The organism is Streptomyces sp. CNT360, assembly GCF_000424785.1.
This window is the reverse complement of record NZ_AUKO01000018.1, coordinates 41603-57918: the sequence shown is the minus strand read 5'-3', so window position 1 is coordinate 57918 and position 16316 is coordinate 41603. Positions and strand designations below refer to the sequence as shown.

At 71.4% G+C, this 16316-nt stretch carries 16 protein-coding genes; 9 read left to right on the top strand and 7 right to left on the bottom strand.

All coding sequences use genetic code 11. The features are described 5' to 3' along the window. Nucleotides 1-316: 316 nt before the first annotated feature. Nucleotides 317-1522, bottom strand: coding sequence for an MFS transporter (locus H297_RS36695; protein ID WP_037794393.1), 1206 nt, complete (start codon nt 1520-1522; stop codon nt 317-319). A 236-nt stretch (nt 1523-1758) separates the two neighbouring features. On the opposite strand from H297_RS36695, the gene H297_RS0116205 reads away from it, so the two are divergent. Beyond that, nucleotides 1759-2316, top strand: coding sequence for a TetR family transcriptional regulator (locus H297_RS0116205; protein ID WP_027737912.1), 558 nt, complete (start codon nt 1759-1761; stop codon nt 2314-2316). Between the two features lie 69 nt (nt 2317-2385). Here H297_RS0116205 and H297_RS0116200 read toward each other — a convergent pair whose 3' ends face one another. Then, complete coding sequence (locus tag H297_RS0116200; RefSeq protein ID WP_027737911.1) at nt 2386-3723, bottom strand: MFS transporter; 1338 nt, start codon at nt 3721-3723, stop codon at nt 2386-2388. Nucleotides 3724-4232: 509 nt separating this feature from the next. Between H297_RS0116200 and H297_RS0116195 the strand changes: the two genes are divergently transcribed. Next, a complete protein-coding gene (locus tag H297_RS0116195) occupies nt 4233-5120 on the top strand; it encodes a carbon-nitrogen hydrolase family protein (RefSeq protein WP_027737910.1) in 888 nt (295 codons plus the stop codon). A 127-nt stretch (nt 5121-5247) separates the two neighbouring features. Next, nucleotides 5248-5784: a hypothetical protein gene (locus H297_RS0116190; RefSeq protein WP_027737909.1), complete on the top strand. Its 537-nt coding sequence runs from the start codon at nt 5248-5250 to the stop codon at nt 5782-5784. Nucleotides 5785-6009: 225 nt separating this feature from the next. Here H297_RS0116190 and H297_RS0116185 read toward each other — a convergent pair whose 3' ends face one another. Beyond that, on the bottom strand, nt 6010-6633 hold the full coding sequence (locus H297_RS0116185; protein WP_027737908.1) for a TetR/AcrR family transcriptional regulator: 624 nt from the start codon (nt 6631-6633) through the stop codon (nt 6010-6012). A 115-nt stretch (nt 6634-6748) separates the two neighbouring features. Here H297_RS0116185 and H297_RS0116180 point away from each other — a divergent pair, with 115 nt between their 5' ends. Both H297_RS0116180 and H297_RS0116175 read left to right on the top strand, forming a co-directional pair. Further along, nucleotides 6749-7825: a hypothetical protein gene (locus H297_RS0116180; protein ID WP_486589535.1), complete on the top strand. Its 1077-nt coding sequence runs from the start codon at nt 6749-6751 to the stop codon at nt 7823-7825. 195 nt (nt 7826-8020) lie between these two features. Further along, nucleotides 8021-9130 carry a hypothetical protein gene (locus H297_RS0116175; RefSeq protein ID WP_027737906.1) on the top strand — a complete coding sequence of 370 codons (1110 nt, stop codon included), beginning with the start codon at nt 8021-8023 and terminating at the stop codon, nt 9128-9130. Nucleotides 9131-9185: 55 nt separating this feature from the next. Here H297_RS0116175 and H297_RS0116170 read toward each other — a convergent pair whose 3' ends face one another. Further along, nucleotides 9186-10319 (bottom strand): FAD-dependent oxidoreductase, encoded by a 1134-nt coding sequence (locus H297_RS0116170; protein ID WP_027737905.1) that lies wholly within the window; start codon nt 10317-10319, stop codon nt 9186-9188. 196 nt (nt 10320-10515) lie between these two features. Then, nucleotides 10516-11910 carry a sugar porter family MFS transporter gene (locus tag H297_RS0116165; protein WP_027737904.1) on the bottom strand — a complete coding sequence of 465 codons (1395 nt, stop codon included), beginning with the start codon at nt 11908-11910 and terminating at the stop codon, nt 10516-10518. Between the two features lie 188 nt (nt 11911-12098). Here H297_RS0116165 and H297_RS36690 point away from each other — a divergent pair, with 188 nt between their 5' ends. The 3 genes from H297_RS36690 to H297_RS0116150 are packed head-to-tail and all read left to right on the top strand — an operon-like array spanning nt 12099 to nt 14643. Continuing rightward, a complete protein-coding gene (locus tag H297_RS36690) occupies nt 12099-12812 on the top strand; it encodes a GntR family transcriptional regulator (protein WP_037794389.1) in 714 nt (237 codons plus the stop codon). Next, nucleotides 12809-13912, top strand: a complete 1104-nt coding sequence (locus H297_RS36685) for an ROK family protein (protein ID WP_078514169.1) — start codon at nt 12809-12811, stop codon at nt 13910-13912. Before H297_RS36690 ends, H297_RS36685 begins: the two co-directional genes overlap by 4 nt. Further along, nucleotides 13909-14643 carry an N-acetylmannosamine-6-phosphate 2-epimerase gene (locus H297_RS0116150; protein ID WP_078514167.1) on the top strand — a complete coding sequence of 245 codons (735 nt, stop codon included), beginning with the start codon at nt 13909-13911 and terminating at the stop codon, nt 14641-14643. Before H297_RS36685 ends, H297_RS0116150 begins: the two co-directional genes overlap by 4 nt. A gap of 23 nt (nt 14644-14666) precedes the next feature. Here H297_RS0116150 and H297_RS43745 read toward each other — a convergent pair whose 3' ends face one another. Together H297_RS43745 and H297_RS43740 are read right to left on the bottom strand one after the other, a co-directional pair. Next, nucleotides 14667-14993 (bottom strand): DinB family protein, encoded by a 327-nt coding sequence (locus H297_RS43745; RefSeq protein WP_199787213.1) that lies wholly within the window; start codon nt 14991-14993, stop codon nt 14667-14669. Continuing rightward, nucleotides 14965-15144 (bottom strand): maleylpyruvate isomerase N-terminal domain-containing protein, encoded by a 180-nt coding sequence (locus H297_RS43740; RefSeq protein ID WP_486589542.1) that lies wholly within the window; start codon nt 15142-15144, stop codon nt 14965-14967. Before H297_RS43740 ends, H297_RS43745 begins: the two co-directional genes overlap by 29 nt. A gap of 260 nt (nt 15145-15404) precedes the next feature. Here H297_RS43740 and H297_RS0116140 point away from each other — a divergent pair, with 260 nt between their 5' ends. Beyond that, on the top strand, nt 15405-16241 hold the full coding sequence (locus H297_RS0116140) for an isocitrate lyase/PEP mutase family protein (RefSeq protein WP_027737902.1): 837 nt from the start codon (nt 15405-15407) through the stop codon (nt 16239-16241). Nucleotides 16242-16316 lie beyond the last annotated feature (75 nt).

Here is a 16316-nt window from a genome sequence, read left to right as displayed (position 1 = left end):
TCGGCAACCTGCCTCCCAGGTCTCCGTCCTCACGCGCAGAGCACTTGAGAGGGAGGAGCGTCGGCCGGGCGCATGTGTCGGTGACGTGTACGCCATCTTCTCGTCGACGCGTGCCGGGCAGGTGGCTCGGCACAGGAGGTACTACGGCTCCCGGGAGGCCCGTGACCTGTAGAGGCCGCCGGTGGCGCGTGCGTCGAAGTCCGGCAGCGCGCGGCCCGTTCCCGTCACCCTCTGAAGGGACTGCCGCGCTCTCGGGCGTTCGCCGTCGTCGATGCGGCGGACCGGGCGAGGCGGCACACGGACAACCGTGGGCCCTTCATCCGACGGCGGTGGGGCGCCGCTGCGGGCGCATGGCACCGGTGCCGAAGGTGGCGGCGATCACCAGCAGGAGGACGGTGGTCATGGCCGCCCGCAACCCGACGTGGTCGGCGAGGAATCCCAGCAGCGGCGGGCCGACGAGGAAGGCGCAGTACCCGGCGGTGGCGACCGCACCGACCCGGGTGGCGGCATCCTGCGCGTCGTCTCCGGCGGCGGACACGCTGACGGGGAACCCGAGGGCCGCGCCGAGGCCCCACAGCACGACGGCCGCAACGGCAAGGTAGGGGCTGGAGGAGAAGATGACCGCGGCGAGGCCGGTTGCCGCGATCACAGCGCCGGCGCGGATCACCGCCACCCTGCCGTAGCGGGCCAGGGGAATGTTCCCCGCCAGTCGGCCGCAGGTCATCGCAGCCGCGAACAGCAGGTAGGTGAGTGAGCCTGCGGTGGCGCTGGTGTCGTGCCCGTCCACCATCAACAGCGGCAGCCAGTCGTTGGCGGAGCCTTCGGCGAAGGCCATGGCCAGAACGACGAGACCGATCAGCACCAACCGCCTGTCGCGCCATACATGCAACCTGGACCGCCACCCCCGACGCCCGCCGGTCTCCGGGTCGGAGGCCGCCTCCCCGGTACCCGCGGGTATGCCGCGTATCGCCCACACGGAGGCCGCGGCGACCACCACGGCCGCCGCGAACAGGTGCCAGGCGACGGGGAACCGCCAGGCCGTCAGTCCCATCCCCACCCCGGCACCCACGACGGTGCCGAGGCTGAACCCCCCGTGCAGCACGGGCAGGACAGGACGTCCCGTGCACTGTTCGACGGCGGCCCCCTCGATGTTGAGAGCGATCTCGCCGAGACCGACGCCCGCTCCGAACAGCGCCAGCCCGCAGAACACTCCGGGGGCCAGCGAGGCGGCGGTGGCACCCGCGACGACGGCCAGCCCCACCGCCATCAGAACCGCGCTGACGAGTACGGTGGCCCGCCCACCGGCGCGCCGCACCATCCCGCCGGAGAGGAGCACACCCGTCATCGAACCGGCCGAGAGCCCGAAGAGGACCAGGCCCATGCCCCCGCTGGAGACCTCCAGGGTGTCCCGGATGGCGGGGGTACGCGCGATCCAGGAGGCCATCCCGATGCCGGTGACGAGAGTGAAGACGAACAGGGATGCACGCCAACGTCGCTGGGACGCTCGACGAGCCGGTGGCATGGGGCCTCCGAAGGGAGAGGACGGCAGCGGGCGTACAACCGTACGCTCCGGAACGTACGATCGTACGCCCGCACGAGTCGTACGCCCTCCCCGGCCCAGGCACCGTCTCCGCCAGATGAGGATGTGCCCGCCCGGCCGGAACGGCGACGGTCCTGCACCTCGGCGTGGCAAACTGACCTCGCCTGGTGGCCGCCGGGCCCCGCCCAGGTGATCCGCTTACTCGGTCAGGAGGACCCGTGGCCACCGGACACGTCGACCCCGCACGGCGGGAGCGCATCATCGGCGCGACGCTGGACCTGATCGCCGAGGAAGGCGTCGCGGGCCTCTCCCATCGCAAGGTCGCAGCCCGTGCGGGGGTGCCCCTGGGTTCGATGACCTACCACTTCCGGAGCCGGGAGGAACTGCTGCGAGAAGCGTTCACCAGCTTCTCCGGCACCATCATCGCGCTCTTCGAGGAGTATCTGGGAGCCGCCACCACCCCCGCCGAAGCCCGGAAGGCGGTCGCTGATCTCGTACACCGGCTCTCGGACGGCGGTGAGAGGGAGCTGGTGCTCACCCACGAGCTGTACACCCTGGCGGCCCGGCAGCCGGCCTACCGGGAGCTGACCCGCTCGTGGATGCACAGCAGCCGGCGGGTCCTGGAGCGGCACTTCGACCCGGCGACGGCGCGGCAGCTCGACGCGCTCATCGAGGGCCTGTCCATCCACCGCGCTCTCGACACCCGGCCCCATCGGCGGTCGCTGACGGTCGAGGCGATCGCCCGTATCACCGAGCCCCGGCCCCGTCCGTCCTGAGCCACGTGGACCGGCCGCCTGGCGGACCGTTGAAGGGCAGTGCACCGGACGCGTACCACGACCCGGGCTTCACGCGGCGAACTTGTCGGCTCCCAAATCGCTCCGGTAGGTCTCCCGCATGAACATCGTGACGACCACCAGCGCAAGCACTGCCGCGACCGCGAGGTAGACCCATACCGCGTAGATGGTGCCGAAGGTGGAGACCAGCAGCGCCGCGACGAACGGCGTGATCCCCATGAAGATGGAGAACGAGCAGTTGTAGGCGAGCGAACTGGCGCTGAACCTGGTGCGGGTCGCGAACAGCTCCGCGGTGCAGACGGTGACGATCCCGGTCAGGAAGAACTCCGGAACGATGTAGATGAGTTGGCTGAGCACCGCGGCACCGAAGGTGCCCTGCTGGCCTACCAGGAAGGCGAACGGCACGACGACGATGCAGGCGACGGAGCCGGTGATCAGCATCGGCTTGCGGCCGATCCGGTCGGAGAGGGTGCCGGCCAGCGGCAGGAGCGGGATCAGGACCGCCACCGAGACGGCGTTGGACCACCAGGCCGCGGACTGCGACAGGTGCAACGTGTCCGTCAGGTACTCCGGGTAGAAGGTGACCCAGGTGTAGGACAGGATCGCCAGCATGCTGGAGGAACCGCAGAACACCAGGATCGGCTTCCACTGAGAGTGCAGCGCCTCCCTGAACGGCGCCTTGACGACGTGGGTGCCGTCGCCCGTCGCACGGACGAACTCCGGGGTCTCTGGGACGCGGTTGCGCAGCCACACACCCACGAAGGACAGCGGCAGCACCGCCAGGAAGGGGATGCGCCAACCCCAGCTCTCCAGCGCCGAGGCGTCGAGGACCGCGCTCATCAGGCCGGCCACTCCCGCTCCGGCCAGCACCCCGAGGAAACAGCTGTTGGAAGCGAAAGACGTGTAATAGCCCCGCCGGTGCGGTTCTGCCCATTCCACCACGAACGCCACCGCGCCCACGTACTCGCCGCCCGCCACCATGCCCTGTACAACGCGCAGCAGTACCAGGGCCAGGGGCGCGACGAAGCCGATCTGCGCATAGGTGGGCAGGACGCCGATCGCCGCAGTGGAGACGCCCATGAACACGATGGTCCACAGCAGCACCTTCTTCCGGCCGAACCGGTCTCCCCACCGTCCGATCAGACTGCCGCCGAACGGACGGAAAAGGCACGCGACAGCGATGACCGCGTACGAGCTCAGCACACCGGCGGTGTGGTCGCTCGCGGGGAAGAAGACCGGGGCCAGCACGGGCGCCATGTAGCCGTACAACCCGAAGTCGAACTGCTCCACGAAATTGCCGATGCTGCCCGCGGTGATGGCCCGGCGGACAACTTTCCGCTGAGCAGCCACATCGGCGGGTGGGGCGGTGGGTGGCGCAACAGTGGTCATGGCACCTCCGACGGCACGCGGCACAACTGCCGTGCATACGTATTTCGAGGCACCGTAAGCCAGGTCACATACACCGTCAAGGCATGCGACCCCGCCACCGCTCGGCCCGATTCCCGACCGGAAGACCTTCCCGGCGGGAACACCCTTCCTCGACCTGGAAGACCGCAGAAATGACCACTCCGCCCGCAAGTTGGACAAACATGTCGCGTCGATACGTCACGGCGAATAGGCGGCGCAGAGTCCGGATCCCACCGGAGGCCGGAGGGCGAAGGCCAGGTCTTGTACCCGTGGATGCATACGGATACATTGCAGGGCGCCGGAATTCCTCCGCGGCGGGAGGGCGTCCGTCCCGGCCCACTCCCCCACCCATGTCGCGACGGGTTCGGGAGTCCCACCCAGGAGGTGACGGAGCGGATCGGGGACGGCTCCGCGTGTGCCGCGTCGCCGACGCCGGGGAACGACGGGCCGATTCGAGCGCACACCCCGCCGCCGACAACGCAGGAGTCGTGATGAGCCGCCCGCTCCCTTTGGCACTCGCGCAGGTTCCCGGCCGCAACCGGGACGACCTCGACGCCTTCGCGTCGCACGCCGACACCACGGTGCGCCTGCACCCTCACACCCGCCTGTTGGTGTACCCCGAGTTGCACCTGGCCACGGACGACACCGATCCGCTGGACCAGCGGGCGGTCCTCGACAGCGCCGAACCGCTCACCTCGGGCCCGCGCCACCGGCGTTTCAGCGAGATCGCCGGTGACCTGGGCGTCTGGCTGTGCCCGGGAAGCGTCTCCGAGCGGGGTGAGGACGGCCACGTCTACAACACCGCGGTCGTCTACTCCCCGCAGGGCGCACTTGCAGCCTCCTACCGGAAGGTGTTCCCCTGGCGCCCCTTCGAAGAGACCCGCCCCGGGCGGGAGTTCGTGGTCTTCCCCCTTCCAGGCGTCGGCCGCGTCGGGCTGTCCGTGTGCTACGACGCATGGTTCCCCGAGTGCACCAGGCATCTGGCCTGGTTGGGCGCCGACCTCGTCCTCAACCTGGTCAGGACGGGCACTGTGGACCGTCCACAGGAGATCGTCCTTGCCCGTGCCAACGCCACGGTCAACCAGGTCTTCGTGGCCAGCGTCAACGCGGCCGGCCCCTCAGGGATGGGCCACTCGGTGCTGGTCGGCCCCGAGGGCTCCGTCATCGCCGAACTTCCCGGCGCCACTGCGGGAGTGCTGACCGCCGTCGTCGACCTGGATGCGGTCACCCACACCCGCCGCTACGGCAGCTTCGGGCTCTCCCGGGTGTGGAGCCAACTGCGGGAGGACGACGAACCGATCCCCATGCCGCTCTACGGTGGAGCGATCACACCCCGGACATGGGCCCGGGCGAACCAGCGGCAGCACCCGGATGAGTAACCGTCCCCCCACCGGCACCTCAGGGTGGTGCTCTTCCCGCTGAGCGCGGCCCTCCGTCAGTGGGTACAGTCCCGGCGCGCCGACACGGATTCGCCCGGGGGAGCTTGAACAGCTCAGTCAGCAGGTAGTGGTCGCCGTTCTGGGTATCTGCGGCACGCTTGCAGCCGCAGTGATCACCCAACGCGGCGTCGACCGCGCCAGGGCCCGCGAGTGGGCACACACAAGGCAGCTCCAACAAGACGAGCGCAAGTACGCCACGCGCCACGCCCGGCTCGAAGCGCGGCGCACGTGCTGCGCCACCCTCAGCGCCGGCGCCCGGGACCAGGCCAACGTGATGGCGAGATTCCTGCATCCCCTGGAGAAGGGCGAGGTCACCGAAGAGTTGCGGTCCGACCTGGACCGGGCTCGCCGCGAGCACCGCCTGCGTCACGCCGAGGCGCAGATGGTGCTGCCCGACACCGTGGCGCAGGAAGCCGGCACGGCGAACCGGCACCTCGGTCATCTCTACGGTCTACTGATGCGGCTCGATGCAGCCACGCCGCAGCAGGGCGAGAGCGTGGAAACTGCCTGGGTGAACCTGGACGAGGTGTGGGAGCCCTTGTTCAGCATGCGTCGCGTCATGCGCGTCGACCTCGGTGTCACCCCACCGGACCGACCTTCGTAGGGCGACGCATGGTCACCCGGTTCGGTGCACGTCTCCCGGTGCCGTCCTGCGACTTCGCAGCGCGGTCGGCGCCGACCAGCTCGTGGCCTCGGCGCCGGGAGGGACACCGTTCACGCGCGCGTCGTAGCCGGTGGCGGGGGCGCCGGCACGGCCGACGGGCCACCGTTCTCCCTGGCTGTTCCTTGCTCGGCGTCCCGTTCGTGCCGGTGCGGGGCAGGGGCGCGATCAGGCCGGGTTCCGGCCGCGGACCAGTGGGAGGAAGACCTCGTCGATGATCTCGACGAGCGCGGCGTCCGGCACGGCCGGAATGCCCCGTGTCAGGTACTCATTGCGCAACAGTGCCGCCGGGGTCGCCGCGACCCGGGGGTGCAGCGCCTCGGGTGCGGCTTCGCCCCGGGCCACCGCCCGGCCCAGCGCCGTCAGCCATGCGGCCCCGTGCGCATCGTCTCCGACGGCCGGGTCACGCAGCTCGGCGACCAGCTCCCGCGTGCCGCCGGCCGCCGCGACGAGGCCGCGCAGGATCTCTCCGTACGGGGACGACCAGGTCCTGTTCGCACTCCGCAAAAGTTCCAGCGCGTCCTCCCGCAGTGAGCCGGTGTCGGGCACCGTGGTCTGCACGGCGGCCAGGCGGCGGTACGCGGCGACGCCGAGCGCGACGCGGTTGGGCCAGCGGCGGTAGATCGCGTTCTTGTTCGTGCCCGCCCGCTTGGCGACCGCGTCCATGGTCAGCCCGGGGACGCCGGACTCCTGCAATGTGTCGGCCGCTGCCCGGAGAATCGCCTCCTCCAGCACGGTGCCACGCCGCCGCGGCGCCCCGGATCGCCGCCCCGTGTCCGTGGACTCCGGCACTGCATGCCCCTCTCGTTGCGTATGGCGCCTTCCAAGGTACGGGTCGTACGCGTCACAAATCTTCCCGGAGCAGCTTCTGAAGTTTTCAGGGTACGCTCCGTACCTTCGACAGCTCGTGGAGGGAATCACCGTGCGCGTCTTCGGCATCAACTTCGACACCGGCTTCACCAACGGGGGCACCACTACCCGAGAACCTTTCGACCCGGCCACCGTCGGCCGCGAGATGGAGGTCATCCGCAACGAGTTGAGATGCGACGCGGTCCGGATCACCGGCGGCGACCGCGACCGGCTGGAGACCAGCGCCCGTCTCGCAGCCGAAGCCGGACTCGAAGTCTGGTACTGCCCCTTCACCAACGGACTCACCCAGGAGGAACTTCTCGACTTCCTCACCGACAGTGCCGGGCGTGCCGAGAAGCTGCGGCGCACGGGGGCCGAGGTGGTCTTCCTCACCGGCTCGGAGATCTCGCTGTTCACGTCGGGCTTCCTGCCTGGAGAGACCTTCACCGAGAGGGCCGCCGTCCTCTCCGACCCGCAGCGGCTGCGTGCTGCGATCCCTGCGGTGCCCGCCCTGATGAACGCCTTTCTCGGCAAGGTGACATCCGCCGTGCGGGCTCGGTTCGGGGGGCGGATCGGATACGCGTCGCTGCCGTTCGAGGGCGTCGACTGGGAGCCGTTCGACATCGTCGCCACCGACGCCGGATACCGCGACGCACAGAACGCCGACAGGCTGACCGACGGGTTGCAGGCCGTCACAGCGCACGGCAAGCCCGCGGCAGTCACCGAGTTCGGGTGCGCCGCCTACCGCGGGGCCGCCGCCGTTGCGAGCCGTGGCGACGCGGTCATCGACTGGGACGAAGGGGCCCGCCCCGCGCGGTTCAACCGACCGGTCGACCGTGACGAGCAGGAACAGGCGGACTACGTGCGGGAACTCCTCGACCTGTTCGAGGACTCCGGGATCGACGCGGCTTTCGTCTACACGCTCGCCCGCTACGACCTGCCGCACGACGCGGACAGCGACGACCGCGACTTCGACAAGGCGTCCCTCGGCGTCGTCAAGGTCCTGCCCCAGGGGCGCACGAGCACCACACGTCCGGGCCTGCCATGGGAGCCCAAGGCCGCCTTCCATGCGCTGGCAGAGTTCGGACGCGGCCGCAGCCCGGCCGCCGGCCCCGCCCGCGCTGCGGCCGAGTAAGGCGGGGCGAGGAACCCGGACGTAGGCGAAGTGGTTGGCGGGCCGATGGAAGGCGTCGGCCCGCGCCCAACGGCCGGCGAGGGCGTGGCCGATCTCCCGGCGGCCCCGAAACCGCCGGGCACCCTCACGACGGGAAGCAGAACAAGTCCCGTTAGGCTCGCCGTTCACCAGCGGACAGCGACGTGAGGGAGCCCCGTGAACTTGGTGACCGGCGACCGGAGACGTCTGCTGCACGTACTCGCCCTGGTGACGGCGGGCGCACTGCTCGGTGCGGGCATCGTGGCGTGGCGCTCCGACACGCTGCCGCTCTTCAGCTCCAAGCCGTGTTGGGACTCCGTCACCGATCAGGATGTCGAGGAACTGCTCGGTGACCGTGACACCGAAGCCTCCGGGATACGCCCGGCGTGGGTGGACGACGGTGAGTTGCAGGGCAGTTGCCGCCTGATGCCCTCCGACGAACGCCCGCGCGGGCTCACCGTCGACATCGGCGTCCACAAACTGGACGGTCTCGACCAGGATCAGATCCCCTGGGCGAACGAATTCCTCTCGACACGGTTGACGCCCCTCTCCGGGAAACTGCTGGGAATGGCCTCGGACACGCGTGCCTGGGTGGCGATGCCCGACGCGTGCACCGGTGAGCCGGGGGACTTCTCCGGCCCGGGTGTGGTCGATGTGGCGCTGGGCGACGACGAGAGCAGCGGTGCCTCCGGCGCCCACGCCACCGCCCACTACCAGCGGGCACTCGCGCGCACGGCCGTTCATGTCGCGAACGGCACCATGGAGGAACTCGGCTGCACGGGCTCGTTGGAGAGCCCCCAGGGCCTGAAGCCGGTACCGCGGAAGTTCCGGCCGATGCCCCACAGCCGGCAGATGTGTGACCTCAAGGGCGTGCGGCTTCCCACCTCCTACCTCGGTTCGCATCCCCGGATGCGGGCCTCGGTCACCGGTACCGACGGCAAGAGCCCCGTGCACGGCTGCGAGATCGCCACCGGCGTCGACCCCCGCCCCACGGTGCGCCTGCGAACGGTGCAGGAAGAAGACGTCACGGGAGCGTTCGGACACACCGTGGTGGAGCTCGGGCACTTCATCCGCGGCAAGAAGGGCAGTCGCGAGGCCACGGGCACCTTCTCCGGTACCACCGCAGCCCTGCGCGTCGAGTGCCCGAAGGGCGTGGTCGACTTCATGGCGGACGACCGGCACGACACGGGAAACCATCAGTTCATCAAGAAGGTCTTCCCCTCGTACGTCTCCTCCGAGGCCGAGCGCCTGGACTGCGGCCCCGTGAAGATCCGCATGCTCGACTAGACGGGAGCTCCAGGCACCGCCGCGCCGGTGCGCTCGTCCGCTTCTCCCGTGTTCCTCACCCCTCCTGCACGGAGGGCTCCTGTCCGGTGAAGAAGTCGATCACGTCTTCGATGGTGGGGTGGTCAGGGACGTCGGCTTCGGCCTTGCCCATCTCGGCGCTGCGGGGGAACATCGTGAGCTCGTACGCGCCGAGAGCGGCCTCGGTGTCGCCGGGGTACGCGGCGAGGGCTTCACCGAGTTCGGCGCCGTCCAGCATGGCCAGGTTGGCGCCTTCGCCGTTCGGGGGTATGAGGTGGGCGGCGTCGCCGACGAGCGTCACCCCGGGCACCCGCTCCCATCGGTGACCGACCGGCAGCGTGTGGTGGGGGCGCAGCACCAGCGCGGTGTCGGTGGCGGTGATCAGGCCGGTGAGTTCCGGTGCCCAGCCGTCGAATTCCCGCGCGATCCGCGCGGCGGCCGCAGCGGTGTCGGTGAAGTCGACGGCGGCGAACCACTCCTGCGGTTTGGACAGCATCGCGTAGGCATGCAGAGTCTCGCCCTGCTCCCGCTGCGCCCCGAGCATCTTCTCCCCCGCCTCCAGCGCGAACATCGATCCGCCACCGACCGTCTTCGCGGCAGCAGGATGCCGCGTCTCGGCGTCGAACAGGTGGGCCTCGACAAAAGCCGTACCGGTGTACTCGGATACGGCGTCGGAGACCATGGGCCGCACCCGGGACCACGCGCCGTCCGCGCCGACCAGCACACTCGCCACGACGGTGGTGCCGTCGGCGAAGGTCACCTCATGGCGGCCCCCGCCGAGAGCACGCACGCTCTCGGCCTTGTGGCCCCAGCGCACGGTGCCGTCCGGAAGCGAGTCGAGCAGCATCTGCCGCAGTTCGCCGCGCTGCACCTCGGGGCGTCCGCCCGTGCCGTCGTCGGGCTGGTCGAGCATGACGTTTCCCTCCCGGTCGAGGACCCGCAACGCCTGACGGCCCTCCAGGACGATGCTGCGGAACTCCTCCATCAATCCGGCCGCCCGCACAGCCAGTTGACCGTTGTAGTCGTGGATGTCGAGCATCCCACCCTGGGCGCGCGCCGCCGGTGAGGCGTCGGCCTCGTAGACCGTGGCCGGGATGCCGTTCACGTGCAGGACACGGGCGAGCGTGAGGCCGCCGAGCCCGGCGCCGATGATCGTGACATGAGTGGTCATGCTGATTCCTTGCCTGTCGCCTGCCTGCCGGATGGGCACCGGCAGCGTCGTGTGCAAGGTTTCAGCGCTCTCCCGACAGACCACCTGCACGCGACCGACAGCACCGACAGATGACCGACAGTGCAGCTCCTCCCGCTTCCGGGCCAGGGGCCGTGCGGGGCAGGCCCGGCGGTTCACGGCCGGCGGCCCGCGGGGCTCAGGCCGTACGCGAGGTGAGTTCGCGTTCGATCTCCTCAAGGCTCTTGCCGCGGGTCTCCGGGATGCGGCGGATCGCGAAGAGGGTGAGAAGGGCACACACGGCGGCATAGAGCGCGAAGGTGTTCGGGCCGCCGAGTGCGTCGAGCAGCGTGAGGAAGGTGAGGGAGACGACGAAGTTCATCGTCCAGTTGGAGAACATCGTGGCGCTCATCGCCGTGCCGCGGATCCGCTGGGGATACAGCTCCGAGGGGATGATGAAGACCACCACGTTCAAGGTGGTGGCCACCGCCGCGACGAAGACGACGACGCACAGGACCGCGAGCCACGCGTACGAGGACCCCGCGCCGCCCCCGGCCAGCGCGGCCGCCAGTCCGGCGAGCGCCGCGGTCATCACGGCAGCGCCGCTCGCCAGCAGCTTCTTGCGGCCGAAGCGGTCGACGGCGACCATTCCGACCGGCGTCATGAGCAGGTTGACGACGCCGACCCCGACGGTGGCGAGGATGGCGGACGACGAGCCCAGACCACTGCTTTCGAAGATCTTCGGTGCGTAGTAGATCACCGTGTTCACACCGGATGCCTGGCCCAGGATCTGCAGGCCCACGCCCGCCACGACGGCGGGCCGCACCGTCCGCGTGGTGAGGGCACGCCACCGTCCGGCACCGGTCCGCCGCGTCCCCGAGGTGGAGGCCATGTCGGCCAGCTCGGCGTCGAGGACGGCCGCCTCCGTGTGGCCGCGCAGCCTGCCGAGGATCTCGCGGGCCCGTTCCTGGCTGCCGTTGAGGGCCAGCCAGCGCGGGGATTCGGGCTGCAGGAGCATGCCCGTGCCGAACAGGAGGGCCGGGACGGCGGCGATCCCGAACATCCACCGCCAACTGTGGGGGGCATGCTCCAGCCCGTAGTTCGCCACGTAGGCGAGGACGATGCCCAAGGTGATCATCAGCTGGTTGAGGCCCACGAGCCGCCCCCGGTACCGGGGCGGTGCGAGCTCGGCGATGAAGACGGGCACCAGGTTCGAGGCCATGCCGATGCCCAGGCCGAGGACGACGCGGGCTGCCACGAGGACCGCAGCGGAGGGGGCGAGCGCTGCCAGAAGGGCACCGACGGTGAAGATCACGGCAGCCGTGACGAGGACCGGGCGGCGCCCGTGCCGGTCGGCGAGGCCGCCGGCACCGGCCGCGCCCGCCATCGCGCCGACCAGGAGGGAGCTGACGACGACGCCGGAGCCGAACGCCGACAGCTGGAAGTCGGACTCGATCGCCAGCAGCGCTCCGGAGACGACGCCCGTGTCGTAGCCGAACAGCAGCCCGCCCAGCGCGGCGACCAGGGTCACCCCGAGGACCGGCCGCAAGGCGGCTCGGCCCTGGTGTGCGACGGTACTGCCGGGTGACGTCATGACGCTTCCCTTCTCGGCACCCTTCGAGCGCCCCTCCGTATTGGACGGTACCAATCTGGCACCAGGCTTGGCCTTGCACAAGATTCACCGTAAAATTTCTCGTATTGGTTGGTACCTATCAAGCATGCCTCTGCGGCATACCGCGCCGGCGGGCGCCATGGACGACGAAGGACACAGGAGGGCCGAGCGTGGCCAGACAGGCCAAGTACGAGGAGCTGCGGATGACTCTGCTGGCCGAGATGGCCGGCTCTCCCCCGCACACGCCCCTGCCCACCGAGCGGGAGATCTCCGCCCGCCACGGCGTCTCGCGCAACACCGTGCGCCAGGCGCTGGACGCCCTGGAGGCGGCGGGCGGTGTCTACCGGGTCCAGGGGGCAGGCACCTTCGTCGCACCGCACGTGGTCTCCAAGTCGCTCGCTCTCACCTCCTTCTCGGAGGACATGCGCGCTCGTGACCTGGAGCCCGGCTCGCGGCTCCTGGCCGCAGGGACGGTACGGGCCGGCCGGCACATCGCCGGGCTGCTGGAGATCGACCCGGAGGCCGAGGTGGTCCGGATCGGCCGGTTGCGGACGGCCGACGGCTCGCCGATGTGCCTGGAGACGGTCCATCTGCCGGCCGAGCGCGTACCCGGGCTGGCCGAGGAGGAGCTGAGCGGATCGCTGTACGAGCTGCTGAGCGTCCGCCACGGCCTGGAGATCAGCTCCGCCGAGCAGATCGTGCGCGCCGTGGACCTGGGCGAGACCGAGTCGGCGCTGTTGGGCGTCCCGGTCGGCAGCTCGGGCCTGCGTGTGCAGCGGGTGGGCCTCGACCGCCGGGACAGCCCCGTCGAGGCGACCACCACGCTCTACCGTGCCGACCGGTACGACATCCGCTTCACCGTCCGCAGGGCGGCCCGCTCATGACCGCACCCGGGACAGCCGCGGTCGGGCGCGGGACACGAGTGGGCGCCGATGTCGGCGGCACGAAGATCGCCGTGGGCCTGGTGGCGGAGGACGGCGCTCTGCTGGCGTCGGCCGTGCGGCCCACCCCCGCGGCACAGGGCCCGGTTGCCGTGCTGGACGCCGTGGCCGCCGCTGTCCGCGAACTGCCCGGGTACGCACAGGCGTCGGGCCTGGGCGTGGGCACCGGAGGGGTCGTCGACCGGGACGAGGGAACGGTCCTGTCCGCCAACGCACTGCTGCCCGGCTGGGCCGGTACCCGGCTGAGCGAGGAGCTCGAAGCACGGCTCGGCATGCCCGTCGCGGCCGACAACGACGCCAACGTCTTCGCCCTGGCCGAACAGGTGCACGGTGCGGGCGCGGGGTGCACCACGGCCCTCTACGTGAGCGTCGGCACCGGGATCGGGGGCGGCATCGTCACCGCGGGCCGACTGCTGCGAGGGAGCCACTGGACGGCCGGCGAGTTCGGGCACATCGCGGTGCCCGAAGCCACGGGGCGCCCCTGCAACTGCGGGCGGGCCGGGCATCTGGAAGCCGTCGCCTCCGGACCCGCCATCGCCGCCCGCTTCGCGGAGGAGACCAAAGCCGCCCGGCCGGTCGACCTACGGCATGTGGCAGCCCTGGCCGGGGACGGCGGGAACGGTACGGGAGCGGACGACGACGGGCGAGGGCATGGCCGCGGGTACGGCGCCGACGACGGGCACGACGCCGTCGAGCTCCGGGGCGACCCGCACGCCGCCGTCGCCCGCGAAGCGCTCGCCGAGGGGGCGGGGGCGCTGGGCCGGGCACTGGCGGGTCTGGTCAACACCTTCGACCCCGAACGCGTGGTGGTCGGTGGCGGGGTCGCCTCCATCGGGGCGCCCTTCTGGCAACCACTGACCGACGCCTTCGCCGCCGAGCTGCTGCCAGGACCCTCCCGCCTCCGCCCCGTACCGGCCGCTCTCGGCCCCCGCGCGGCCGTTGTCGGGGCCGCCGCCCTGCTGTGGGAGGACCGCGCACACCCGACCGGCGCCGGGGCGACCGCACACGTACACACCCCCTCGTCGACGAAGGACGCACCATGAGCGAGACCGCGACCGGCACTCCGGAGCCGAGCCGGACCACGATGCCCGCCGCGGACGCCCGCGAACTGCTCGCGATGCTGCGCGGCCGGCTGGTCGTCTCCTGCCAGGCCCCGCCCGGAGACCCGCTGCGCTCCCCCGCCCACATCGCCGCGATCGCGGCGTCCGTCGCCCGGGGCGCGCCCGTCGCCGGGGTCCGCGTGCAGGGGGTCGCGGACGTCGAAGCGGTCCGCGCCGTCGTGGACCTCCCCCTCATCGGCCTGTGGAAGGACGGTCACGACGGCGTCTACATCACCCCGACCGCCGAGCACGCGCGCGCCGTCGCGCGCGCCGGTGCCGATGTCGTCGCCGCCGACGCCACCTCCCGCCCGCGCCCGGACGGGCGTGCCCTCTCCTGGACGATCCGCGCGGTCCATGAGGCGGGCAAGCTCTTCATGGCCGATGTCGCCACCGTCGAGGAGGGCCTGGAAGCCGCCGCGCTCGGCGCCGATCTGGTCTCCACCACCCTCTCCGGCTACACGCCGGACAGCCCTCAGCAGCCGGGGCCCGACCTCGGCCTGGTGCGCGACCTGGCGGCCCGGCTGGAGGTGCCGGTCTGCGCCGAAGGGCGGCTGCGTACTCCGGAAGACGCACGCGCCGCTCTGGACGCCGGGGCCTGGGCTGTCGTCGTCGGCACCGCCATCACCGCCCCCGCCGCCCTGGCCACACGGTTCGCGGCAGCGCTGTCGTCGTGAGCCGGGGTCTTCCGCTGCCGGTGTCACGGCCGGCGCCCGGTGACGGCCACCACCTGGTCCAGGAGCGGCGCGCCGGCGGGCACTTCGGCGGCGGGGCCCCACAGCCCCTCGACGGGAGCGTGCGGAACGGACGCGGCGACGTGGTCGAAGCACACCCGCAGCGTCTCCGGGTCGGGGTCGTAGGCCCATCCGGTCGCCCTGGCGAGGTCCCAGCCGTGCACGACCGTCTCGGTGAGGGCGATCCGGTCCCACACGTCGTTGGCCAGTGCGATGCCCGCCGCATGCGCCGTGCCGTACCACGCCGCCGGCTCGCCCCACGCCTCACCGCGTGCCCGTACGCTGTCGGTCACCCCCTCCCGCCATGCGTCGCCGAACCGCAGGAACGCCGGCTGCGCGGCGACGGATTCGGCCGCCCGCGGCGGCCTCGTCGATGTGCTCGATGAGACCGCGGACGGTGTACTCGGTGCAGGGGCTGGCGGCGGTCAGTTGTTCGTCGGTCACGGCTGCCGGCAGGTCGATCGTGTGGCGGCAGGCGGGTTCCAGGTCGATCACGGGTTCCCCTCAGTCACACGATGTGTCCGTTTGCTGCTCCGCCGGGACCGACAGCCGGGACGCCGGCAATTCATCGGTCCTCGACGGACGACAGGGGCGACGCGCTGGAGGGCGGACACGAAGGGCGGGGGCATCGGCCCGTCCCCGCGGGGTGTGCGCGTCGCATTTCCGCCAGCCGCCTCCAGGATCCGGCTGGTTGAGTGGTCCGCATGACATCGCATCATGTGCTGCGTGAGCAGGCTCTCGGCCTCCGTTCCGGACACGTACCCGGCACTCCACTCGTCCTGCCGAACGCCTGGGACGCCGCGAGCGCCCGCCTCGTCGAGGAGGCGGGCGCCGCCGCGGTGGCCACCACGAGCGCGGGGCTGGCCTGGGCTCTGGGAGCGGCGGACGGCGACCGTGTGGACCGCGGCCAGGCGCTCGACGCCGTCGCCCGCGTTGCCGGGGCGGTCGCGGTGCCGGTGACCGCCGACATCGAGAGCGGATACGCGCGGGACGCGGCCGGTGTCGGGGACACGATCCGCGCCGTACTCTCGGCGGGCGCGGTCGGCGTGAACATCGAGGACGCGCGGAATGGGACCGGCGAGGGCCCGCTGCGCCCGGTCGCCGAACAGGCCGAGCGGCTCGCGGCAGCGCGTGAGGCCGCCGACGCGGCCGGCGTGCCGCTCTTCCTGAACGCGCGGGTCGACACCTTTCTCCGGGGCGCCGGCGGGATCGACCTCACCCTGGAGCGGGCAGCCGCCTTCGTGGCCGCGGGCGCGGACGGAATCTTCGTGCCGGGGGTCGCCGACCCTGTGACCGTACGAACCCTCGCCGAGGGCATCGACGCCCCGCTCAACGTGCTGGCGGGCCCCGCTTCTCCGCCGGTCGCGGAGTTGGCCGCCTGCGGGGTCGCGCGCGTGAGCGTCGGCCCGCGCCTCTTCGAGGCCGCACATGCCCTGGTCCGCCGCGCCGCGCAAGAACTGCTCGGTTCGGGAACCTACGAGTCGCTGGCCGAAGGGCTGGAGTACGCGGAACTCAACGCACTGCTGGAAGGCGGCCGTTAGCATTCCGCGCGTGCCGCCGGGCCAGCTCCCGATCTCTCTCCGGGACTCCCCCGCGCCGCCACGCCCACGGGGCGC